Origin of the sequence: Serratia sp. CY84636 (assembly GCF_052166245.1) — a bacterium.
Classification (GTDB): Bacteria; Pseudomonadota; Gammaproteobacteria; order Enterobacterales; family Enterobacteriaceae; genus Serratia; species Serratia nevei.
The window spans coordinates 1-22,483 of the sequence record NZ_JBJNOX010000023.1 but is presented as its reverse complement, the minus strand read 5'-3'; the positions used below and the strand labels follow the sequence as shown (position 1 = coordinate 22,483).

The window sequence follows — 22,483 nt, the reverse complement described above, 5'->3', positions numbered from 1 at the left end:
GCGCTATCTCTGCTCTCACTGCCGTAAAACATGGCAACTGCAGTTCACTTACACCGCTTCTCAACCCGGTACGCACCAGAAAATCATTGATATGGCCATGAATGGCGTTGGATGCCGGGCAACAGCCCGCATTATGGGCGTTGGCCTCAACACGATTTTACGTCACTTAAAAAACTCAGGCCGCAGTCGGTAACCTCGCGCATACAGCCGGGCAGTGACGTCATCGTCTGCGCGGAAATGGACGAACAGTGGGGCTATGTCGCGCCAGCGCTGGCTGTTTTACGCGTATGACAGTCTCCGGAAGACGGTTGTTGCGCACGTATTCGGTGAACGCACTATGGCGACGCTGGGGCGTCTTATGAGCCTGCTGTCACCCTTTGACGTGGTGATATGGATGACGGATGGCTGGCCGCTGTATGAATCCCGCCTGAAGGGAAAGCTGCACGTAATCAGCAAGCGATATACGCAGCGAATTGAGCGGCATAACCTGAATCTGAGGCAGCACCTGGCACGGCTGGGACGGAAGTCGCTGTCGTTCTCAAAATCGGTGGAGCTGCATGACAAAGTCATCGGGCATTATCTGAACATAAAACACTATCAATAAGTTGGAGTCATTACCGCGCTTCCTGGGGGGTTAATGGCTGATGACGATAAAATCATATATCGAATGATTTATTTCTCTGCCTGTAAATATCAGGCCAGGATTTATTATGCGATTAATGATAAATATCATATCATCTGCGGGTTTCCCTCCACGCAGGTCCGGTTTCCGGCGAAACCGGAGCCTCATTTTTCGGCCTGAAGTTTTGTCGTTGACTACTTTTTACCGGCTTGTGCCCAGTTGAGAAGCCGCTGACTTAGTTTCTGAATCTCCGAAGATGGCTTTCCGGAATAAAATAGATGTTGCCCCGTGCCCGTGAGCAGGCCACGTATAGCCTGTTACGGGATGATGGTGGAAGTGCTGCCAGCTTCTGTTGGATGAGGCGCATCCAGTGGTTGGCCCCCATCACGATGCAGACGTCCTGAAAGTGGTCGAGTCCTTTACTGCCCCCCCAGTTCATTGAGTGGCATCCGTAACGGTGATGTTCGCGATAGAAGAGCTTGATCATCGTGTTGTCCGCGTGCAGGGCCGCTGAACGCGCTTCATCCGTGACGATTTCAATCTGGGTGGTATGTGTTCCATGAGCCGAAATGCGAATGTTCAGTTGTCCGGTAATGAACTCACACACTGTAGCTGAACAGCGCCATGTCCGGCTGAGCGTCTCACAATCCACCATGATACCCGCAGCCCTGAAGCGAGCCTCGTATCGGGTTATGTCTTCATGCAGCGTAGCATTGACGTTACCGTCGCGGCTTGTGTCAAAGGTATGCTGATAAAAATCCCCGCAGCACAGCACTGAGATTTCCGCGCGGCATAGCTCCAGCAGAAAATTAAAGTCATGGCCGGCAAAGTCCTGGACTTCATCAACGAACAACTCATCGTAGTAACGGGCAAGTCGGGTACGGATATCTGGCAGCAACCCCCGGGCTGTCAGCAGGTGTGCGAGCCGCCGGTGATACAGCCGTCCGGCGGGATCCTGATAATGCCGGATATTCGTGCGCGGTATTCTGGAAGGGGGCTGGTTGAAGCTCAGACCACGCGATGACAGTTGCTCCTGCAGGAAAGGGCGAAAACAGAAACCGTGCAGAAACTCAAACCAGGTCATCACACGGATCCCGTACGGTATGTAGCCAAAGCGTCTGATAATCTGCGCCCGCAGATGTGCTTCATTATTTACGGTGAAGGTCAGGATCAGCGTCCGCCGGTCCTCTCTTAACCGACGTATCAGCAGCGTGGTTTTACCCGAGCCGGCAACCGCAAATATCACTCTCTTATCCATGCCAGTGCCTCCTGGATATAATCAGGAACGGTCAGCTTTTCGGCGTGCAACTGTAACAGCTGGAATGCTGCTTCTGCCTTATTGGCCAGCATGTAATCCTGAACCGTGAGTGTCCGGCGGGTTCCGCGGAAAAGCGCATCACACAGGTCGGCATTATCCTGATACAGGCAGATTTCAAATGTGGAGCGGCTGTTGTCGTGGTCAGCAAATACCCGGGAGCGGGAACAAAGCACGTCAGCATAGCGTTCATCGCAATTTTGCTGATAGTTGCCGTCATTGTCGCGAAGGGCCGCGACACGATTTTCCAGAAGACGGGCCAGTTCAAGATAACGACGGAAACTCGTTCCGCCGATAGCGATGATGTGAACCCCGTCATCCTCCGGTGCCCTGCCATACAGGCGGTGATAAAAGGCCTCGATCAGAATAAACTCAGCATCCCCCTCCACGAGCAGCACGCGTCTGGCCAGCGCAAATTCCAGCACGTTATTATCCGGTGCTTTCATGAAGAAGGCGGCAGTCTCAGCGGAAAGTTCATTCATCAGTACCGGCCGGGTAGCTCCGAGGAGAATAGCCTTACGTAGGTCGAGGCGGGAGGAGATATGGCTACTGTGTGTGGCAATAAACACCTGCGTCTGCCGTTCCGTGGCAAGCTGATTAACCAGCCTCTTCATACTGACATGGCTGAGATGATTCTCCGGCTCCTCAAGCAACAGCGCGTGGATCTCTCCCCCCTGCTGCTGATGCCGCTGCAGCGCAAACTCCGTTTTGATGAAACACTGTCTTCCTTTTCCGCGGTGACGAATGGAAATACCGTCCTCAGTAATGTCCAGGTTCGCCTCAAGACCTGATTTAGCGCCGGAACGCACGCCAAACTGATACGTTTTCAGCGTGTCGTTTATGGCGGACAGATGCCGGGCGCAGAAGTGCATTTTCTGTTGCCGGTAACTGTTTTCAAGCCGGTACCGATCGGCCACCGGCACATTGACGCTGTAAACTGTGCGCGTATACTCCTGTGCGGCATGCTCGTTATCAATGCGTGCACTGTCTAAGAACAGATGGCGCAGATAGCGTCTGAAGCCTGCGAAATGACCACCGGAGAATGTGCTGAACTGCACGGAATAGTATTCATAGGGAAAATTATCAGGATCCTGCTGCAAAACATGGTGTATATCCTGACCGTATTCCTCCATCATGGGAGCAATGCGCATTCTGAGACCATCCGCATCGATACCCGCCAGATTTTGCCTGCCGTTCAGGTCAGGCTCTCCCCCATTACTCAGGAAAACGTCAGCGGTCAGCACGGGTAACTGATCGGCACGGCGCTCACCTTCCTGAAAATGCCTGACTGCTGACTGTGACAGGAGCGATTCCACCCCCAGCGCCTCAACCCGATGCCTGCTGTCACTCAGCACAAGGTCAAGAGCCAGCAGAATAGTGCTTTTCCCGGACTCATTGTCCCCAACCAGAATGTTACGATCGTTGCTGAAGCGCAGGTCCAGTTCCGGAAACTTTTTGAAGTTTTGCAGCATAAGCCGCGTGATCAGTGGCATTTTTTTATTCCTTTATATACCGCTGCCTGAAAGAGCGGCCGGCCGCGCCTGACCGCCTGTTTTGTTTTACAGCGTTATCTTACCCAGTCTTCCAGCACAAGACCCGGTACCCGCTCAAACTCTCTCACATTATTCGTCACCAGAATGGCACAGGCAGCGATGGCGTGTCCGGCTATCGCCGTGTCGTTCGGACCGATCGGCGTGCCGGCGAGACGCAGTGCCACCTTAATCTCCGTGGTCGCATCCACCGCGGCGCGGTCCCACGGCAGGACGGCATCGAGCCTCTCACAGAACGCGTCAACCAGTTGCACGTGGCGTGGCGAGGCCTTCGGACCGGTGGCACCGAAGCGCATCTCGGAGTAGGTGATGGCCGAGACCACGATACGGTGACCGCGCAGCACCGACTGCTCCAGGTGCTTAAGCAATGCTTCAGGTTGCTCGCGCATGATGAACGAGCAGATGTTCGTGTCGAGCATATAGATCTTGTTCACAGGTTAACTCGTCCTTCGTCGCTGACAACGTCCTCGCGCTCCGTCATAAAGTCCGGATCGGCCTTTTCTAGCTCCAGGAATGAGCCCCAGGTCGGCCGGACGGGGCGCAGAATGATGCTGTCCCCTTCCCGGACGATCTCCAGCTCGCTCACCCCCTCAAAATCCAGATCGCGTGGAAGGCGGATAGCACGGTTGTTGCCATTTTTAAAAATGGATACGGTTCTCATGATTCTCTCCCGGGTAAGTGTGGATATGTGATGCATATCCGGAATGATGTTCATTGCACCGGGTGTGTGCATATGTTTAGTATAGGCAGATGTCAGGCATATGGATATGTTCAGCCTATGTTATTTTCTCTCTTTCCCCGTGCAGATCCGGTTTCTGGTGGTTCCGGATCCGCGGATCCTTCGCTGCCGCCCGCTGGTCCGCTTTCACAGGATGTGGTGTCCCGCTCCGCTGACATGACACTGTATGTTGTGTTTCTTCCCGTGTTCCCGAGCCAGTCATCAGCGGCAGAAAAGATCGCTTCGCTTATTCACTGATCCTGATTCACTTCCGGAAAATCCTGAATCCGATAAAAATCGGATCATAGAAAAACAGTCATCCTGTAATTTATCATGGTTACTACATTGCAGGTTATTATTGTCATGATTACTTTTCAGGTCAGTTATTGATGGTGGTGTTAATAATAGCTGGATAACAATATTCCGTTGCCGGAGGCATGTTATAGCGTAATACTGGTGTATACTTAATGGTGTACAGAGAGTATGTAAGATGAGGTGCATTATGAAGCAGCGCATTACAGTCACCGTCGACAGTGACAGCTATCAGTTGCTCAAGGCATATGATGTCAATATCTCCGGGCTGGTAAGCACCACCCTGCAGAATGAAGCCCGTCGTCTGCGTGCCGAACGCTGGCAGGCAGAAAATCAGGAAGGGATGGCTGAGGTCGCCCGGTTTATTGAAATGAACGGCTCTTTTGCCGACGAGAACAGGGACTGGTGAAATGCAGTTTAAGGTTTACACCTATAAAAGAGAGAGCCGTTATCGTCTGTTTGTGGATGTCCAGAGTGACATTATTGACACGCCTGGGCGACGGATGGTGATCCCCCTGGCCAGTGCACGTCTGTTGTCAGATAAGGTCTCCCGTGAGCTTTACCCGGTGGTGCATGTCGGGGATGAAAGCTGGCGCATGATGACCACCGATATGGCCAGTGTGCCGGTCTCCGTTATCGGGGAGGAAGTGGCTGATCTCAGCCACCGAGAAAATGACATCAAAAATGCCATTAACCTGATGTTCTGGGGAATATAAATGTCAGGCTCCGTTATACACAGCCAGTCTGCAGCCATGGTACCGGCAGTGTATTCTGCCGGACAGTCTGCACAACTTCCTGTTGCCATTGATTATCCGGCAGCTCTGGCACTCCGCCAGATGTCGATGGTTCATGATGAACTGCCGAAATATCTGCTGGCTCCCGAGGTGAGTGCCCTGCTTCATTATGTCCCGGATCTGCGCCGCAAGATGCTGCTGGCCACTCTGTGGAACACCGGCGCGCGTATTAATGAAGCACTAGCGCTGACGCGGGGGGATTTTTCGCTCACGCCTCCGTATCCGTTTGTGCAGCTTGCGACCCTGAAACAACGGACCGAAAAAGCTGCCAGGACGGCGGGGAGAATGCCCGCCGGTCAGCAGACTCACCGGCTGGTTCCGCTCTCTGACTCCTGGTACGTCAGCCAGCTGCAGACGATGGTGGCAACACTGAAAATACCCATGGAGCGGCGTAACCGTCGCACAGGAAGGACAGAGAAAGCGCGGATCTGGGAAGTGACGGACAGAACGGTCAGGACCTGGATTGGGGAGGCGGTTGCCGCCGCTGCTGCTGACGGTGTGACGTTCTCTGTTCCGGTCACACCACATACGTTCCGCCATTCCTATGCGATGCACATGCTGTATGCCGGTATACCGCTGAAAGTTCTGCAAAGCCTGATGGGACATAAGTCCATCAGTTCAACGGAAGTCTACACGAAGGTTTTTGCGCTGGATGTGGCTGCCCGGCACCGGGTGCAGTTTGCGATGCCGGAGTCTGATGCGGTTGCGATGCTGAAACAATTATCCTGAGAATAAATGCCTTGGCCTTTATATGGAAATGTGGAACTGAGTGGATATGCTGTTTTTGTCTGTTAAACAGAGAAGCTGGCTGTTATCCACTGAGAAGCGAACGAGACAGTCGGGAAAATCTCCCATTATCGTAGAGATCCGCATTATTAATCTCAGGAGCCTGTGTAGCGTTTATAGGAAGTAGTGTTCTGTCATGATGCCTGCAAGCGGTAACGAAAACGATTTGAATATGCCTTCAGGAACAATAGAAATCTTCGTGCGGTGTTACGTTGAAGTGGAGCGGATTATGTCAGCAATGGACAGAACAACCTAATGAACACAGAACCATGATGTTTGGTCTGTCCTTTTACAGCCAGTAGTGCTCGCCGCAGTCGAGCGACAGGGCGAAGCCCTCGAGTGAGCGAGGAAGCACCAGGGAACAGCACTTATATATTCTGCTTACACACGATGCCTGAAAAAACTTCCCTTGGGGTTATCCACTTATCCACGGGGATATTTTTATAATTATTTTTTTTATAGTTTTTAGATCTTCTTTTTTAGAGCGCCTTGTAGGCCTTTATCCATGCTGGTTCTAGAGAAGGTGTTGTGACAAATTGCCCTTAACCCTGTGACAAATTGCCCTCAGAAGAAGCTGTTTTTTCGCAAAGTTATCCCTGCTTATTGACTCTTTTTTATTTAGTGTGACAATCTAAAAACTTGTCACACTTCACATGGATCTGTCATGGCGGAAACAGCGGTTATCAATCACAAGAAACGTAAAAATAGCCCGCGAATCGTCCAGTCAAACGACCTCACTGAGGCGGCATATAGTCTCTCCCGGGATCAAAAACGTATGCTGTATCTGTTCGTTGACCAGATCAGAAAATCTGATGGCACCCTACAGGAACATGACGGTATCTGCGAGATCCATGTTGCTAAATATGCTGAAATATTCGGATTGACCTCTGCGGAAGCCAGTAAGGATATACGGCAGGCATTGAAGAGTTTCGCGGGGAAGGAAGTGGTTTTTTATCGCCCTGAAGAGGATGCCGGCGATGAAAAAGGCTATGAATCTTTTCCCTGGTTTATCAAACGTGCGCACAGTCCATCCAGAGGGCTTTACAGTGTACATATCAACCCATATCTCATTCCCTTCTTTATCGGGTTACAGAACCGGTTTACGCAGTTTCGGCTTAGTGAAACAAAAGAAATCACCAATCCGTATGCCATGCGTTTATACGAATCCCTGTGTCAGTATCGTAAGCCGGATGGCTCAGGCATCGTCTCTCTGAAAATCGACTGGATCATAGAGCGTTACCAGCTGCCTCAAAGTTACCAGCGTATGCCTGACTTCCGCCGCCGCTTCCTGCAGGTCTGTGTTAATGAGATCAACAGCAGAACTCCAATGCGCCTCTCATACATTGAGAAAAAGAAAGGCCGCCAGACGACTCATATCGTATTTTCCTTCCGCGATATCACTTCCATGACGACAGGATAGTCTGAGGGTTATCTGTCACAGATTTGAGGGTGGTTCGTCACATTTATTCTGACCTACTGAGGGTAATTTGTCACAGTTTTGCTGTTTCCTTCAGCCTGCATGGATTTTCTCATACTTTTTGAACTGTAATTTTTAAGGAAGCCAAATTTGAGGGCAGTTTGTCACAGTTGATTTCCTTCTCTTTCCCTTCGTCATGTGACCTGATATCGGGGGTTAGTTCGTCATCATTGATGAGGGTTGATTATCACAGTTTATTACTCTGAATTGGCTATCCGCGTGTGTACCTCTACCTGGAGTTTTTCCCACGGTGGATATTTCTTCTTGCGCTGAGCGTAAGAGCTATCTGACAGAACAGTTCTTCTTTGCTTCCTCGCCAGTTCGCTCGCTATGCTCGGTTACACGGCTGCGGCGAGCGCTAGTGATAATAAGTGACTGAGGTATGTGCTCTTCTTATCTCCTTTTGTAGTGTTGCTCTTATTTTAAACAACTTTGCGGTTTTTTGATGACTTTGCGATTTTGTTGTTGCTTTGCAGTAAATTGCAAGATTTAATAAAAAAACGCAAAGCAATGATTAAAGGATGTTCAGAATGAAACTCATGGAAACACTTAACCAGTGCATAAACGCTGGTCATGAAATGACGAAGGCTATCGCCATTGCACAGTTTAATGATGACAGCCCGGAAGCGAGGAAAATAACCCGGCGCTGGAGAATAGGTGAAGCAGCGGATTTAGTTGGGGTTTCTTCTCAGGCTATCAGAGATGCCGAGAAAGCAGGGCGACTACCGCACCCGGATATGGAAATTCGAGGACGGGTTGAGCAACGTGTTGGTTATACAATTGAACAAATTAATCATATGCGTGATGTGTTTGGTACGCGATTGCGACGTGCTGAAGACGTATTTCCACCGGTGATCGGGGTTGCTGCCCATAAAGGTGGCGTTTACAAAACCTCAGTTTCTGTTCATCTTGCTCAGGATCTGGCTCTGAAGGGGCTACGTGTTTTGCTCGTGGAAGGTAACGACCCCCAGGGAACAGCCTCAATGTATCACGGATGGGTACCAGATCTTCATATTCATGCAGAAGACACTCTCCTGCCTTTCTATCTTGGGGAAAAGGACGATGTCACTTATGCAATAAAGCCCACTTGCTGGCCGGGGCTTGACATTATTCCTTCCTGTCTGGCTCTGCACCGTATTGAAACTGAGTTAATGGGCAAATTTGATGAAGGTAAACTGCCCACCGATCCACACCTGATGCTCCGACTGGCCATTGAAACTGTTGCTCATGACTATGATGTCATAGTTATTGACAGCGCGCCTAACCTGGGTATCGGCACGATTAATGTCGTATGTGCTGCTGATGTGCTGATTGTTCCCACGCCTGCTGAGTTGTTTGACTACACCTCCGCACTGCAGTTTTTCGATATGCTTCGTGATCTGCTCAAGAACGTTGATCTTAAAGGGTTCGAGCCTGATGTACGTATTTTGCTTACCAAATACAGCAATAGTAATGGCTCTCAGTCCCCGTGGATGGAGGAGCAAATTCGGGATGCCTGGGGAAGCATGGTTCTAAAAAATGTTGTACGTGAAACGGATGAAGTTGGTAAAGGTCAGATCCGGATGAGAACTGTTTTTGAACAGGCCATTGATCAACGCTCTTCAACTGGTGCCTGGAGAAATGCTCTTTCTATTTGGGAACCTGTCTGCAATGAAATTTTCGATCGTCTGATTAAACCACGCTGGGAGATTAGATAATGAAGCGTGCGCCTGTTATTCCAAAACATACGCTCAATACTCAACCGGTTGAAGATACTTCGTTATCGACACCAGCTGCCCCGATGGTGGATTCGTTAATTGCGCGCGTAGGAGTAATGGCTCGCGGTAATGCCATTACTTTGCCTGTATGTGGTCGGGATGTGAAGTTTACTCTTGAAGTGCTCCGGGGTGATAGTGTTGAGAAGACCTCTCGGGTATGGTCAGGTAATGAACGTGACCAGGAGCTGCTTACTGAGGACGCACTGGATGATCTCATCCCTTCTTTTCTACTGACTGGTCAACAGACACCGGCGTTCGGTCGAAGAGTATCTGGTGTCATAGAAATTGCCGATGGGAGTCGCCGTCGTAAAGCTGCTGCACTTACCGAAAGTGATTATCGTGTTCTGGTTGGCGAGCTGGATGATGAGCAGATGGCTGCATTATCCAGATTGGGTAACGATTATCGCCCAACAAGTGCTTATGAACGTGGTCAGCGTTATGCAAGCCGATTGCAGAATGAATTTGCTGGAAATATTTCTGCGCTGGCTGATGCGGAAAATATTTCACGTAAGATTATTACCCGCTGTATCAACACAGCCAAATTGCCTAAATCAGTTGTTGCTCTTTTTTCTCACCCCGGTGAACTATCTGCCCGGTCAGGTGATGCACTTCAAAAAGCCTTTACAGATAAAGAGGAATTACTTAAGCAGCAGGCATCTAACCTTCATGAGCAGAAAAAAGCTGGGGTGATATTTGAAGCTGAAGAAGTTATCACTCTTTTAACTTCTGTGCTTAAAACGTCATCTGCATCAAGAACTAGTTTAAGCTCACGACATCAGTTTGCTCCTGGAGCGACAGTATTGTATAAGGGCGATAAAATGGTGCTTAACCTGGACAGGTCTCGTGTTCCAACTGAGTGTATAGAGAAAATTGAGGCCATTCTTAAGGAACTTGAAAAGCCAGCACCCTGATGCGACCACGTTTTAGTCTACGTTTATCTGTCTTTACTTAATGTCCTTTGTTACAGGCCAGAAAGCATAACTGGCCTGAATATTCTCTCTGGGCCCACTGTTCCACTTGTATCGTCGGTCTGATTATTAGTCTGGGACCACGGTCCCACTCGTATCGTCGGTCTGATTATTAGTCTGGGACCATGGTCCCACTCGTATCGTCGGTCTGATTATTAGTCTGGGACCACGGTCCCACTCGTATCGTCGGTCTGATTATTAGTCTGGGACCACGATCCCACTCGTGTTGTCGGTCTGATTATCGGTCTGGGATCACGGTCCCACTTGTATTGTCGATCAGACTATCAGCGTGAGACTACGATTCCATCAATGCCTGTCAAGGGCAAGTATTGACATGTCGTCGTAACCTGTAGAACGGAGTAACCTCGGTGTGCGGTTGTATGCCTGCTGTGGATTGCTGCTGTGTCCTGCTTATCCACAACATTTTGCGCACGGTTATGTGGACAAAATACCTGGTTACCCAGGCCGTGCCGGCACGTTAACCGGGCTGCATCCGATGCAAGTGTGTCGCTGTCGCCGGCCTCCTCACCCGGTCACGTTTCGTCGTTCCTCCTCCACGCGCTGCGGCTTCGGGGCCGCACCTGCATTCGTATGCGGTCGCCCGGTTACAGGTGCGGCACGGCCTGATGGAGGCCGCATGTGAGAGGAGAATTCCCATGCCAAACTGGTGCTCGAATCGTATGTATTTTTCTGGTGAACCGGCACAGATCGCTGAGATTAAACGACTGGCCAGCGGTGCAGTCACACCACTTTATCGCCGCGCCACAAATGAAGGTATTCAGCTGTTTCTGGCCGGAAGTGCCGGACTTCTGCAGACCACTGAAGATGTGCGGTTTGAACCATGCCCCGGACTGACGGCTGCCGGGCGTGGCGTTGTATCGCCGGAGAATATCGCGTTCACCCGCTGGCTGACACACCTGCAGGACGGTGTACTGCTGGATGAGCAAAACTGCCTGATGCTGCATGAACTCTGGCTGCAGAGCGGTACTGGACAGCGTCGCTGGGAAGGATTACCGGACGATGTCAGGGATACCATCACCGCACTTTTCACCGCAAAAAGAGGTGACTGGTGTGGCTTCTGGAGTAACGAGGCTGTATCGGTGTGGTGGAACCGTCTGTGTGACAACGTACTGCCGGAAAAAACCATGCCGTTTGACCTGCTGACGGTTCTGCCCACCCGCCTGGATGTTGAAGTGAATGGCTTTAACGGTGGTGTTCTGAACGGTGTTCTTTCTGCATATCACTGGTATACGGAACAGTATGGCGTGAAGTGGCCTGTGGGGTATGAGGTGAATATCAGCAGTCAGGGAGACAACTTCATTCAGGTGGATTTCGACACGCCGTGGTGTCAGCCGGAAAGCGACGTTATTGCAGAATTAAGCCGCCGTTTCAGCTGCACAATGGAGCACTGGTATGCCGAACAGGGCTGCAATTTCTGTGGCTGGCAGCGATATGAGCGTGGCGAGCTTGTTGATGTGCTGTGGGGGGAGCTGGAATGGTCTTCCCCGACAGATGACGATGAGCTGCCGGAAGTCACCGGACCTGCGTGGATAGTCGACAATGTGGCGCATTATGGCGGATGAAGTATGACGGAGACGGGCGGGCAACCGCCCGTTTCTTTTCCGGTAAAGGATGTCGCCGGGCTCCTCTTTTTACTGCGCCGGCTGACGCGGCGCGGCAGGAACGCTGCCTGTGGTCAGTGTCCCGCGTCCGGTGGGCACGGGACGGGCGCTTTTACCGCTCCCGGCTGGCACCGGTGACAGTGTACGCCAGCCCGTCGCCCTTTTCTGATGAACGCCCTTCAAGCCGCTTTCGCGGCATAGCCTTGCCGTCAGAAAGACGACGGCTGCGGTATTCCACGGTCGGCCTGACCCGTTACCGGACGCGGTGAACAGCCCACAGGCAGCGGGGAACGGGCACCACAGGGGTGCCCTCCCGGTGTCCTCTGTAAGAGAAGGAGCGTTGTTATGTCCCGTTTTGTCCTCGGTAACTGCATCGATGTTATGGCCCGTATTCCTGATAACGCCATTGATTTCATACTGACTGACCCGCCGTACCTCGTCGGTTTTCGTGACCGTTTCGGGCGCACCATCGCCGGCGATAAAACCGATGAATGGCTGCAACCGGCCTGTAATGAAATGTACCGCGTACTCAAAAAAGACGCGCTGATGGTGAGCTTCTACGGCTGGAACCGCGTCGATCGCTTTATGGCCGCCTGGAAAAATGCGGGATTCAGCGTTGTTGGTCACCTGGTCTTCACCAAAAACTACACATCGAAGGCCGCATATGTGGGCTATCGCCACGAATGCGCCTACATCCTGGCAAAAGGCCGTCCACGTCTGCCACAAAACCCGCTGCCGGACGTGCTGGGCTGGAAATATTCGGGCAATCGTCATCACCCGACGGAAAAGCCCGTTACCAGCCTGCAACCGCTGATTGAGAGCTTCACACACCCGAACGCAATTGTGCTGGACCCGTTTGCAGGCAGCGGCTCAACCTGCGTCGTTGCCCTCCAGTCCGGACGCCGGTATATCGGTATCGAGCTGCTTGAACAGTATCACCGTGCCGGACAGCAACGACTGGCCGCCGTGCAACGGGCCATGCAGCAGGGGGCCGCGAATGATAACTGGTTTGAACCGGAGGCTGCGTAAATGAACTATGCCGGACACGAAAAACTTCGCGCCGACGTGGCGGAGGTGGCCAACACCATGTGTGACCTTCGGGCCAGGCTGAACGATATGGAGCATCGCTGTCGCTTTGATTCCGATGTGCTTGTTGAACGCCTGACACGCCAGACGCTGTATCGCGCCAATCGCCTGTTCATGGAGGCGTATACCGAAATTCTGGAACTGGATTCCTGCTTCAAAGATTGAGAAGGAGACGAGAATGTACGGAACATGCGAAACGCTATGCCGGGAGCTGGCAGCAAAGTATCCGGGAAACACGCCGCTGATGCTGCTTATCTGGTCCCCGGAAGAGATTCAGGCCCTCGCTGACGGAATGGATATTTCTCTGTCCGATCATGAAATCAGAACCGTCCTGGCGCGCCTGGAGGACATCCCGGAAGACCAGCGGACTGAATCCGGTATTTCTTCCGGTGCGGCGATGGAGATTATCAATAACGTGAGAGAAAACCGCCAGGTGACCGTCCCTGCTGAACTGCTGGCGTCCCTGATTCAGACCGCCGAACAGGCACTGTGGAAACGTGAGTGGGCCGCCCGTGATAACGGCCTCGCCGTCCCGGAATGCGTCACCCGCCGACAGGCGGTGGTTAATCAGGCCCGCGCCCTGCTGAAAAACAACACACGCGAAAACGACTGATGTTATCGCCGCCTGCGGGCGGCGATTCAGGGAGACCATGAATCATGAACGAAACGCTGAATGCACTGATTTATCGCCACGCCAGCAACCTGCTGCTGGCGCAGGGCTGGCCGGAAGAGACGGATGTTGACCAGCGTAATCCGAAGTATCCGGGCTGGATCAGCATTTACGTGCGGCTGGATGTGCCCCGGCTGGCGACGTTACTTATCAACCGTCACGGCGGCGTACTGCCGCCGCTCCTGGCCTCCGCCATTCAGAAACTGACCGGAACCGGGGCGGAACTGGTACTGTCCGGCAGTCAGTGGCAGTCGCTGCCGGTACTTCCGGCAGACGGAACACAGGTGTTTTTCCCGTATGCCGGAGAATGGCTGACCGAAGACGAAATCAGGGCAGTTCTTGATGCAGTGCGCAATGCAGTACGAAGCATCTGTTACCAAGTGGCAGAAGATGCCCGGCGTATCCGGGCGGCGCTGACCACCACCGGTCAGACGTTGCTGACCCGCCAGACGCGCCGCTTTCGTCTGGTTGTGAAGGAAAGCGATTACCCCTGCTGGCTTGATGAAGATGACGAAAATCTGCCCGTGGTGCTCGATGCCATTCTGAACCGTGGCGCTCGTTTTTCGTCGGTGGAAATGTATCTGGTCAGTGAGTGTGTGGAGCATATCCTGTCCAGTGGGCTGGCCTGCGATGTGCTGCGTATACCTGATGAACCGTCCCGTCGCTGGTTTGACCGGGATATTCTGCGGGAGATGGTCCTGGAAGCCCGGACTGAAATCCGCAGCATGGCGGATGCACTGGCGAAAATCCGGAAATGATGACGCTGGCGGGGAAAATCTCCGCCTTTTCCAGCCGGTCCCCGGAAAGAGCAAAAGGATGTCGCCGCAGGCTCCGCTTTACCCGGCCATGCGGGGCATGGCCTTGTGGGTTTTCAGTTATGTGGCCTCAGCGTCGTGTGCGGGCTGTGCCGTGCCTCCATCGTAGCCGGGCTTCTGCGGGCGGGTTGCAAGGTAAGGTGAACCGCTGCGGTCACCCGGTCCCTCCTTCCCGTCTGCCGTGATTTTCCGGTCGTTCACCCGCTCAGATTTCGCGGTCTCACCCTCCAACTCCCGTCAGCCGTGCGCGTCAGGCTGCGGCTTCCCTTGCGCCCTTGCAACCCTGCAGGCCCGGCAAAGATGGAGGCACGGCACCGCCCGGTGTCGCGGAATATGTGAACAACGGAGGAAATCCCATGCAGTATGCGAAACCTGTCACTCTGAACGTTGAAGAGTGCGACCGTCTGTCTTTTCTGCCTTACCTGTTTGGCCTGGATTTTCTGTATGCCGAAGCGTCTGTATACGCGCTGGCGAAAAAAATGATGCCGGAATATGAAGGCGGATTCTGGCACTTCATCCGCCTGCCGGACGGTGGCGGTTACATGATGCCGGATGGCGACCGTTTTCATCTGGTCAACGGTGAAAACTGGTTTGACCGTACCGTGAGTGCTGATGCCGCAGGCATCATTCTGACTTCCCTTGTGATTAACCGCCAGTTGTGGCTGTACCACGACAGCGGGGATGCAGGGTTGACACACCTGTACAGGATGCGCGATGCGCAGTTGTGGAGCCACATCGAATTTCACCCCGAATGCAACGCGATTTACGCGGCACTGGACTGATTAACGGACGGGGCGGCAATGCCGCCCCTGTAAAGGAGACGAGAACATGTACTGTACTGTTAAAGAAATCATCCGCGATGTACTGGATACAGACGTGCCGGACAGTGAATGCGTTTTTGCCGTGGTGCTGACCCGTGGGGATGTGCGCCACATAGCCCAGGACTGGAACCTGTCAGACGATGAGCTGGAAACCGTCATGCAGCGGCTGGACGATGCCTTTGAATATGGTGCGGATGTCAGCATTGTTCACGACGTTGTTCGTGAGCTGATGGAAGAAAAGCGTGCCAGCCGTCAGGTGACAGTTCCGGCGGTGATGCTGGAAAAAGTGATGGCGCTGGCAGGCAGTGAAATGAAGCGCCTGTATGCCGTCGGGAGTGAGAACGGGGGCGACGGTGATGCGTTCGTCAGGGAGGAACGCGAAGCAATGGACGTTGTGTTACAGGCGCTGGACGGGGAGCACATGTCATGAATATCAGCACAGAAACCCGCGAAATTCTGCGCAATTACAAAGCCGTGATTAATGCGCGACGTCGTGAAATGGGGCAGAAACCGCTCACCACCGCGCAGATTGTTGATGAAATCTGCGATTTTGTGGCGAATCAGCAGGCTGTTTTCCTGGGCGGTCACTACATCTTACAGGGCAGCAGAAACAGGTGATACAGGGCAGGCGGTGAAGGCCGCCTGTCAGCCCGCGCGAAAACCCCTGGCAGGCTGACGCCTGCCGGAAGGGAAGCGGGCCACGCTGGCGCGTCGCCCGTTACCCTTCCCGTCTGTGATGTGTCTGACTCAGGAGTGTTTCTTTCTTATGTTATGGAACTGTTCCTGATGTTGTTGTTCCTTTATCTGCTGCTCTGATTCTGACTACTGCAGTGTTGTTCTGTCTGCCGGGTCGGGTAGCAGCGGCACATTGCTGCGCCGCCGCCCCCTAAGAACGGAGCGTGCGAGTTTCCCCGCACTCCGCTCAAGCCTTTATAAGTGCTTTCGGTGAGCACCGGCTTCCCTGCTGTGTAACTGTCGGTGGCAGTTCGGATGTAACAACTCGAGATTGGTCAGTTCGTCACTGCCGCCCATAACTTTCCTGATCCGGTGATGTATATTCCATCCGGTCTGGTTGGTTATGGGTTGTCCGCACTGCGGACAGTGTTTCCCCTGCCTCTTCCAGAGTTGAACTACTGTCTTCATCTTCTTTGATTTGCCTTTCCAGATTAGATCCAGACGACGTTCAAAGTAGATTTCCATTCCGGGGGTGTATGGTGTTGCTTCGCCTTTGATTTTTATATGGCGCTTTATCGGTGTTTCCATTGCCCGGAAGAGAGTCAGAATTTTCCCTTCCGGGGTTATGGCTTTAAAGATCCAGCGCCTGCCTTCAAAGGAGAAGTATCGTCCGGCGATCCACCGCAATCCTTTTCGGGGGTGCCTTCTTACACACCATCGCCATATAGCTCGCCAGATTTGGGTGTCGACATAATTAAATGTTTCTTTCGCCACGACGTGTCGGTGATAGGTAGCCCATCCCCGGATTACCGGGTTTAGCTGGCCTATCAGTTTCCATGCCGGGAGCGTCGGATTGCGTTTAATTATTTCTCTGACTTTACAGAGGAAGTTCTTCAGGTTTTTCTTCGACGGTTTAATCAGCATTTTACCGTTGTACTTCCTGACGTTCTGCCCTAAAAAGTCGAAGCCTTTATCTATATGTGTAATCGCGGTTTTTTCTTCCGACAGTTCCAGCCCTCGTTCGCGCATGAAAGCTGCAATCAGTGGTCTGACCTCATTTTCCAGCAATTCACGGGAGCTGCCTGAACAGATGAAATCATCAGCATATCTCACATAATTCACCTGGTGCTTTGCACTGTGATAACCACTTTTCCTGAACGTTTGCATCAGTTCCTTCTCCAGTCCGTCCAGAGCCATGTTGGCGAGAACAGGGGATATGATGCCTCCCTGCGGTGTCCCGCTGTTCGTATGGTTAAACACGCCTCTTTCCATGTAACCTGCTTTCAACCATTTTTTAAGCAGTCTCCTGTCCATCGGAATATGGGAAAGCAGCCAGTCATGGCTGATGTTATCGAAACACCCTTTAATATCGCCCTCCAGTATCCATTTGGGCGATACTTTCTGGCTCATCCGCAGAAAAATGGACTCAATGGCGTCATGCGTGCTGCGCATTGGTCTGAAACCATAGCTGTTATGGTCAGCAGTGGTCTCGGATACGGGTTCCAGAGCCAGCAGCCACAGTGCCTGCATGGCCCGGTCCCTCATTGTGGGTATGCCCAGCGGTCGCGTTTTGCCGTTTGATTTTGGGATATGTATTCGCCGTAGTGGCTGTGGCCTGTAACCACACAGATTCAGGCTGCATATTCCTTCCCATTTCTCCTTCGGTGTGTGCCATATTTTTCCGTCAATACCGGGTGTCCTTTTACCGGTATTTTCAGTTACACGCCTGACAGCCACGGCTTTGCCGGAGAATGAGCGGGTGAGGATGCGCTGTAGTTCTCTGACCTGCCGCCATTGTTGCTGTCGGGTTGCCTTTGCAATCCGTAACTGTAGCTTTCGCACCCGGGCATGGCATGCTTTCCAGTCTATGGTGTGCCAGCCTGTCGGGTGGGGTATCGTGGACACACTGATGTGTGTATTCATCTCGCTGATATCCTTTTGACTGCTTTACAGCTTTTCATGCAATTAAAGACCAGACGGAAGTCTGCCCGCTTTCGCGTCGGGGAACCTGCCCCGTATCCCGGTCATTACAACCGGGCATTTGCTTTTTCCGTCCTCCTCTGCCCGCACCGCCTACAGTGTTCCTTACGGTTCACCTGCCTGTAAGGCAGCGATACGGGTTTACCAGGTTCCGCTTAACATACAGAGGGTCAGGGCGGGTTCTGTCTCTTCACCGGGGGTCTCTGCGCCCATGTGCTCCCTGTGCGCGAGGTAGCAACCGGACCCCGTACCTTTTGGTTCAGGCCTGTCAGCATCTTTGGCCTGTTGCCGATAACGGTGTTTATCAACAGTTCACATGTGTTAACCCTTCTGACCAGCCTTGCTCTCCTGCCACATGATGCTTGCAGCAAGGTAAAGCCCCTCACGGGGCTTTACCCGGGCTGACGCCCGGCTCTCGTTGTCCCGGGAGCTTCAGACCCCGCCGTTGCCGGCAGCGCCTGTCCCGGTAGGCTACAGCTAATGGGATAGCTGGTTTTATCAATGTAAAACAATACGTTAAGCGACTTCCTGTCGCACGCGCACCTTCGGCTCCCGGCTGCCTGGCGGCATCCGGTCGTCAGGCCCGACTCCGACAGGCAGCTGCTGGCGCACCTGCCAGTCTCCGCCGAACCCGCTGGCGCGGTTTCGGGCTGTCGCTACGGTCCGATGCGTGAAAACCCCGGGCTTGCAGCGACCGAACGGTCGCGCCGCCTCTGTCGCGCCGTGGCCTGCGCTCCTGGCATCCCGGCAAAAGGCCGCCGGGATGTGAGGGGCAACGCCGTTTCGCGCACGCGCTCTTCGTCGTTGCGGCGGGTGCCTGCCCGTTGTTGTGTCCGGTGCCATACACCTGTTTAAGCCCCTGTCGCCGGGGGCTGATACAGCCACAACCTGCCGCACTGACTGTCCAGGGTAAATGAACAGCCCACAAAATTTTTTACCCAAAACCCGGTAAAAAATTTTGCGTTCTGCCCAGGACAGGTGCGTCAGGCCGTGGCAGTGATGCCCCTTGCGGCGAGGGTTCTCAAACAGGTGATGGTGAATACCAGAGGGAACAAAAGGCAGGTCCCCGCAAAACGTCAAAACTGCGGCTCCCGAAACTCAACAGCTACCGTGTTCTGTCAAGAAAAAATCGCTTAAATTCAGTCGTACAGCCCTTAAGTACTGCCAGCAGGCTTGTCAGTACCAAGTTTCCGATACTGCGCGGCTACGCTAACGGGGTTAAAAGGGCTTACTTATACTACATCATCGCTGAAAGCTTGTATGGTTTCGCGGAACAGGGAGTAACAGGAGAATATTCACTCTCTACCGGCTAACAGTTAGCTTAATTGCAGTAACTGGTAACCAACTGCTAGAAAAATTCACCATGAATAATAATTGTGCTGATTACCTGCAATTATTGTAGTGAAATTTCTGTTCATATTTTTTCGCTAGCGATGTCTTGTTTGAGAAAAAACACTATTTGTTGAATAGTTTGATTCTGGTATTTGGAGTCTTTTAAAGGGGGATTCTATATGGATATCACTTTTTATATGTTGTAAATAATGCCGCTGTAGAAGAACAACGGCAAATGAAGGGGGGTATTGTTACAATAATCTTATTTGTCTCTATTTTTTATCCGAATCAGGTAGCAATTTAAAAGCTTTCAATATGGGGTAAAGTGTTTCATTCTCAAAGTTTTTTGCTAAATCAGTGAGGTGTTTTTTGATGTCATTGCTGGTAATGAGCTCAATTATGTGAGGAGTCCATTTGATATTATTGTCAATCAACACTTCAGAGTCCCAACTAGATGGTTTATAAAAAGCCATGCAAGATAAAATAACTAGTCTCGTCTTCGATAAGAATGGTAATATATATAGTTTGGTACTGTTTATGTTAGGGTGTTTTGATTTTGCCTGCACAGTAATTAAGTTATATGAGCAAGTTAGTAATGACTCAATACTAACAGGCGATAAGTAATATTCTGTAACCCACTTGTAATTGTCATCATCATCATAATCAATCCACGTATTTATCCTGGCTAAAGTTGTTGCTAGGCCTCTGTTTTTTAGTTTCTTTACAGTCCTTTCCTTTTTCTCAGATTTGGCTTTTACGAATAAATCATCATTATTTTTATCAACCCACTCAGCCAGGAGAGGCAATTTAGGAACTGGATTTGCCCCTATATTTCCAGACACCTGTTATCACTTAACCCATTACTGGCCTGCTGCCGCAGATATTCCCGTGGCGAGCGATAACCCAGTGCACTATGCGGATGCCATTCGTTATAATGCTCGAACGCCTCTGCAAGGTTCTTTGCTGCCGTTAACCCGTCTGGTTTGGGCATGATACTGATGTAGTCACGCTTTATCGTTTTCACGAAGCTCTCTGCTATTCCGTTACTCTCCGGACTCCGCACCGCCGTGTTCTTCGGTTCAAGTCCCAACATCCGGGCGAACTGGCGTGTTTCATTAGCCCGGTAGCATGAACCATTATCCGTCAGCCACTCCACTGGAGACGACGGAAGATCGTTGCCGAAGCGGCGTTCCACCGCTCCCAGCATGACGTCCTGTACTGTTTCACTGTTGAAGCCGCCGGTAGTGACCGCCCAGTGCAGTGCCTCACGATCACAGCAGTCCAGCGCGAACGTGACACGCAGTCTCTCTCCGTTATCACAGCAGAACTCGAACCCGTCAGAGCACCATCGCTGATTGCTTTCTTTCACGGCCACTCTGCCTGTATGTGCCCGTTTCGATGGCGGTACAGCAGGTTTTCGCTCAAGCAACAGCGCATTCTGGCGCATGATCCGGTAAACACGTTTGGCATTGATCGCAGGCATACCATCAAGTTCTGCCTGTCTGCGAAGCAGCGCCCATACCCGACGATAACCATACGTGGGCAGCTCTCCGATAACATGGTGTATACGGAGAAGCACATCCGTATCATCAGTGTGACGACTGCGGCGGCCATCCATCCAGTCATCGGTTCGTCTGAGAATGACGTACAACTGCGCACGCAACACCCGGAGACAACGGCTGACTAAGCTTACTCCCCATCCCCGGGCAATAAGGGCGCGTGCGCTATCCACTTTTTTGCACGCCCGTATTCAACGGCTTCTTTAAGGAGTTCATTTTCCATCGTTTTTTTGCCGAGCAGGCGCTGGAGTTCTTTAATCTGCTTCATGGCAGCAGCAAGTTCAGAGGCAGGAACGACCTGCTCTCCTGCGGCCACAGCAGTAAGACTTCCCTCCTGGTATTGCTTGCGCCAGAGAAATAACTGGCTGGCTGCCACACCGTGTTGCCGGGCAACAAGGGAGACCGTCATTCCCGGTTCAAAACTCTGCTGAACAATTGCGATCTTTTCCTGTGTAGTACGCCGTCTGCGTTTCTCCGGTCCTAAGACATCAATCATCTGCTCTCCAATGACTAGTCTAAAAACTAGTATTAAGACTATCACTTATTTAAGTGATATTGGTTGTCTGGAGATTCAGGGGGCCAGTCTATCCTCCCGCTGGAAATGCTGGAAATTCTGCGCCGCATAGAAAAACGTGGCTCGCTGGAAAAACTGCGTAAGGTCCGCCAATACTGTAATCAGATTTTTCGTTATGCTATCGCCACCGGACGAGCCACTGTCAATCCGGCATCTGAACTGACCAGTACGCTGGCGGCACCAAAAGCTGCGCATTTCCCCCACCTGAGAGCAGATGAGCTCCCTGTTTTTCTCCGGAAGCTCGCTGAATATCATGGCAGTCCTGTTACCCGCATGGCGACAAATCTTCTGCTTCTGACGGGTCTCAGAACCATTGAGCTACGGTCCGCTGAATGGTCAGAAATTGATTTTGATAATGCCCTGTGGACAATCCCTGAAAGCCGCATGAAAATGCGACGTAAACATGTCGTACCACTGTCACGACAGGCCACTGACATTCTGCTGCAGCTCAAAACTTTCTCCGAGCAATACCGACTGGTTTTTCCGGGACGTTGTGATATCAACAAGCCAATGAGCGAAGCCAGCATCAATATGGTGCTCAAACGTATCGGTTACGATGGCAGGGCAACCGGTCATGGTTTTCGTCACACCATGAGTACCATTCTGCACGAACAGGGCTTTAATTCTGCCTGGATTGAAATGCAGTTAGCTCATGTGGATAAAAATTCCATCAGGGGTACCTATAATCATGCCCTGTATCTCGATGGTCGCCGTGAAATGATGCAATGGTACGCTGACTACATTGATTCACTTTCCAGCCAGGAGAGTTAATTACACTTTGTCCTGAAATTATTCTCACAATCAATAACCTTTCCCTCTGATCTTACAGATCAGAGGGATTCCGTTAACTTACAATAAGTGATATTGGTTGTCTGGAGATTCAGGGGGCCAGTCTAACGGTCTACTATAATAATTAGCAGGAGATAAGGCACTGTTGCAAATAGTCGGTGGTGATAAACTTATCATCCCCTTTTGCTGATGGAGCTGCACATGAACCCATTCAAAGGCCGGCATTTTCAGCGTGACATCATTCTGTGGGCCGTACGCTGG

25 protein-coding genes and 2 pseudogenes are annotated in these 22,483 nt (G+C 51.9%); 19 read left to right on the top strand and 8 right to left on the bottom strand.

Features of this window, described 5'->3' with window-relative positions; genetic code table 11:
* Window positions 1-193, top strand: a 193-nt coding sequence (locus tag ACJ8QI_RS25035) for an IS1 family transposase (protein WP_000308906.1), incomplete at its 5' end; no start/stop codon positions are given.
* A 21-nt stretch (window positions 194-214) separates the two neighbouring features.
* A complete protein-coding gene (locus ACJ8QI_RS25030; protein WP_071999143.1) occupies window positions 215-604 on the top strand; it encodes an IS1 family transposase in 390 nt (129 codons plus the stop codon).
* Window positions 605-857: 253 nt separating this feature from the next.
* Here the strand turns inward: ACJ8QI_RS25030 and ACJ8QI_RS25025 are convergent, their stop codons facing one another.
* From ACJ8QI_RS25025 to vapB, 4 genes are all read right to left on the bottom strand, one after another.
* Entirely contained in the window at window positions 858-1,880 is a 1,023-nt protein-coding gene (locus ACJ8QI_RS25025; protein WP_000361402.1) for a helicase UvrD, read from the bottom strand.
* Window positions 1,865-3,430, bottom strand: coding sequence for an ATP-dependent nuclease (locus tag ACJ8QI_RS25020; RefSeq protein WP_001128474.1), 1,566 nt, complete (start codon window positions 3,428-3,430; stop codon window positions 1,865-1,867). Before ACJ8QI_RS25020 ends, ACJ8QI_RS25025 begins: the two co-directional genes overlap by 16 nt.
* A gap of 74 nt (window positions 3,431-3,504) precedes the next feature.
* The gene (locus ACJ8QI_RS25015) at window positions 3,505-3,921 is read right to left on the bottom strand and encodes a type II toxin-antitoxin system VapC family toxin (RefSeq protein ID WP_001034044.1); all 417 of its coding nucleotides are present in this window, start codon (window positions 3,919-3,921) and stop codon (window positions 3,505-3,507) included.
* On the bottom strand, window positions 3,918-4,148 hold the full coding sequence (gene vapB / locus ACJ8QI_RS25010) for a type II toxin-antitoxin system VapB family antitoxin (RefSeq protein WP_001261286.1): 231 nt from the start codon (window positions 4,146-4,148) through the stop codon (window positions 3,918-3,920). The genes ACJ8QI_RS25015 and vapB overlap by 4 nt, the downstream gene beginning before the upstream one ends.
* 559 nt (window positions 4,149-4,707) lie before the next feature.
* Between vapB and ccdA the strand changes: the two genes are divergently transcribed.
* The 15 genes from ccdA (at window position 4,708) to ACJ8QI_RS24935 (ending at window position 15,931) form a co-directional block, all read left to right on the top strand.
* A complete protein-coding gene (gene ccdA, locus ACJ8QI_RS25005) occupies window positions 4,708-4,926 on the top strand; it encodes a type II toxin-antitoxin system antitoxin CcdA (protein WP_000813630.1) in 219 nt (72 codons plus the stop codon).
* Between the two features lies 1 nt (window position 4,927).
* Complete coding sequence (ccdB, locus tag ACJ8QI_RS25000; RefSeq protein WP_001159871.1) at window positions 4,928-5,233, top strand: type II toxin-antitoxin system toxin CcdB; 306 nt, start codon at window positions 4,928-4,930, stop codon at window positions 5,231-5,233.
* A complete protein-coding gene (locus tag ACJ8QI_RS24995; protein WP_000016970.1) occupies window positions 5,234-6,040 on the top strand; it encodes a site-specific integrase in 807 nt (268 codons plus the stop codon). It begins immediately after the preceding gene.
* Window positions 6,041-6,761: 721 nt separating this feature from the next.
* Entirely contained in the window at window positions 6,762-7,517 is a 756-nt protein-coding gene (gene repE, locus ACJ8QI_RS24990; RefSeq protein WP_000852146.1) for a replication initiation protein RepE, read from the top strand.
* Between the two features lie 587 nt (window positions 7,518-8,104).
* Window positions 8,105-9,271: a plasmid-partitioning protein SopA gene (gene sopA / locus ACJ8QI_RS24985; RefSeq protein ID WP_000772446.1), complete on the top strand. Its 1,167-nt coding sequence runs from the start codon at window positions 8,105-8,107 to the stop codon at window positions 9,269-9,271.
* Window positions 9,271-10,242 (top strand): ParB/RepB/Spo0J family plasmid partition protein, encoded by a 972-nt coding sequence (locus ACJ8QI_RS24980; protein ID WP_000817031.1) that lies wholly within the window; start codon window positions 9,271-9,273, stop codon window positions 10,240-10,242. Before sopA ends, ACJ8QI_RS24980 begins: the two co-directional genes overlap by 1 nt.
* Before the next feature lie 737 nt (window positions 10,243-10,979).
* On the top strand, window positions 10,980-11,882 hold the full coding sequence (locus ACJ8QI_RS24975; RefSeq protein ID WP_064766247.1) for a DUF1281 domain-containing protein: 903 nt from the start codon (window positions 10,980-10,982) through the stop codon (window positions 11,880-11,882).
* On the top strand, window positions 11,879-12,190 hold the full coding sequence (locus tag ACJ8QI_RS24970) for a hypothetical protein (RefSeq protein ID WP_012615291.1): 312 nt from the start codon (window positions 11,879-11,881) through the stop codon (window positions 12,188-12,190). The genes ACJ8QI_RS24975 and ACJ8QI_RS24970 overlap by 4 nt, the downstream gene beginning before the upstream one ends.
* 76 nt (window positions 12,191-12,266) lie before the next feature.
* On the top strand, window positions 12,267-12,950 hold the full coding sequence (locus tag ACJ8QI_RS24965; RefSeq protein ID WP_032181561.1) for a DNA methylase: 684 nt from the start codon (window positions 12,267-12,269) through the stop codon (window positions 12,948-12,950).
* Window positions 12,951-13,172: a hypothetical protein gene (locus ACJ8QI_RS24960; RefSeq protein ID WP_001104873.1), complete on the top strand. Its 222-nt coding sequence runs from the start codon at window positions 12,951-12,953 to the stop codon at window positions 13,170-13,172.
* Entirely contained in the window at window positions 13,102-13,620 is a 519-nt protein-coding gene (locus tag ACJ8QI_RS24955) for a DUF1380 family protein (protein ID WP_223349485.1), read from the top strand. The genes ACJ8QI_RS24960 and ACJ8QI_RS24955 overlap by 71 nt, the downstream gene beginning before the upstream one ends.
* Window positions 13,621-13,664: 44 nt before the next feature.
* Window positions 13,665-14,435, top strand: a complete 771-nt coding sequence (locus tag ACJ8QI_RS24950; RefSeq protein ID WP_001006251.1) for a hypothetical protein — start codon at window positions 13,665-13,667, stop codon at window positions 14,433-14,435.
* Between the two features lie 413 nt (window positions 14,436-14,848).
* A complete protein-coding gene (locus ACJ8QI_RS24945) occupies window positions 14,849-15,274 on the top strand; it encodes an antirestriction protein (protein ID WP_001546490.1) in 426 nt (141 codons plus the stop codon).
* A gap of 46 nt (window positions 15,275-15,320) precedes the next feature.
* Window positions 15,321-15,743 carry a DUF1380 family protein gene (locus ACJ8QI_RS24940; RefSeq protein ID WP_000271685.1) on the top strand — a complete coding sequence of 141 codons (423 nt, stop codon included), beginning with the start codon at window positions 15,321-15,323 and terminating at the stop codon, window positions 15,741-15,743.
* Window positions 15,740-15,931 carry a hypothetical protein gene (locus ACJ8QI_RS24935; RefSeq protein ID WP_001027495.1) on the top strand — a complete coding sequence of 64 codons (192 nt, stop codon included), beginning with the start codon at window positions 15,740-15,742 and terminating at the stop codon, window positions 15,929-15,931. Before ACJ8QI_RS24940 ends, ACJ8QI_RS24935 begins: the two co-directional genes overlap by 4 nt.
* A gap of 312 nt (window positions 15,932-16,243) precedes the next feature.
* Here ACJ8QI_RS24935 and ltrA read toward each other — a convergent pair whose 3' ends face one another.
* On the bottom strand, window positions 16,244-17,911 hold the full coding sequence (gene ltrA / locus ACJ8QI_RS24930) for a group II intron reverse transcriptase/maturase (RefSeq protein WP_012372796.1): 1,668 nt from the start codon (window positions 17,909-17,911) through the stop codon (window positions 16,244-16,246).
* Window positions 17,912-18,881: 970 nt separating this feature from the next.
* Here ltrA and ACJ8QI_RS24925 point away from each other — a divergent pair.
* Window positions 18,882-19,105, top strand: a pseudogene (locus tag ACJ8QI_RS24925) (single-stranded DNA-binding protein).
* A gap of 467 nt (window positions 19,106-19,572) precedes the next feature.
* Here the strand turns inward: ACJ8QI_RS24925 and ACJ8QI_RS24920 are convergent.
* Entirely contained in the window at window positions 19,573-20,142 is a 570-nt protein-coding gene (locus ACJ8QI_RS24920) for a hypothetical protein (RefSeq protein ID WP_089634947.1), read from the bottom strand.
* Window positions 20,127-21,355 (bottom strand): IS3-like element IS2 family transposase gene (locus tag ACJ8QI_RS24915; protein WP_152924612.1). Its coding sequence is split into 2 segments (ribosomal slippage): window positions 20,127-21,040 and window positions 21,040-21,355, totalling 1,230 coding nucleotides; the frame shifts between segments, so codons are not numbered across the junction. The genes ACJ8QI_RS24920 and ACJ8QI_RS24915 overlap by 16 nt, the downstream gene beginning before the upstream one ends.
* Window positions 21,356-21,445: 90 nt before the next feature.
* Here ACJ8QI_RS24915 and ACJ8QI_RS24910 point away from each other — a divergent pair.
* Window positions 21,446-22,204, top strand: a pseudogene (locus tag ACJ8QI_RS24910) (tyrosine-type recombinase/integrase); the annotation flags it as partial.
* Between the two features lie 78 nt (window positions 22,205-22,282).
* Here ACJ8QI_RS24910 and ACJ8QI_RS24905 read toward each other — a convergent pair.
* Window positions 22,283-22,483, bottom strand: a 201-nt coding sequence (locus ACJ8QI_RS24905; RefSeq protein WP_442533201.1) for a hypothetical protein, incomplete at its 5' end; no start/stop codon positions are given.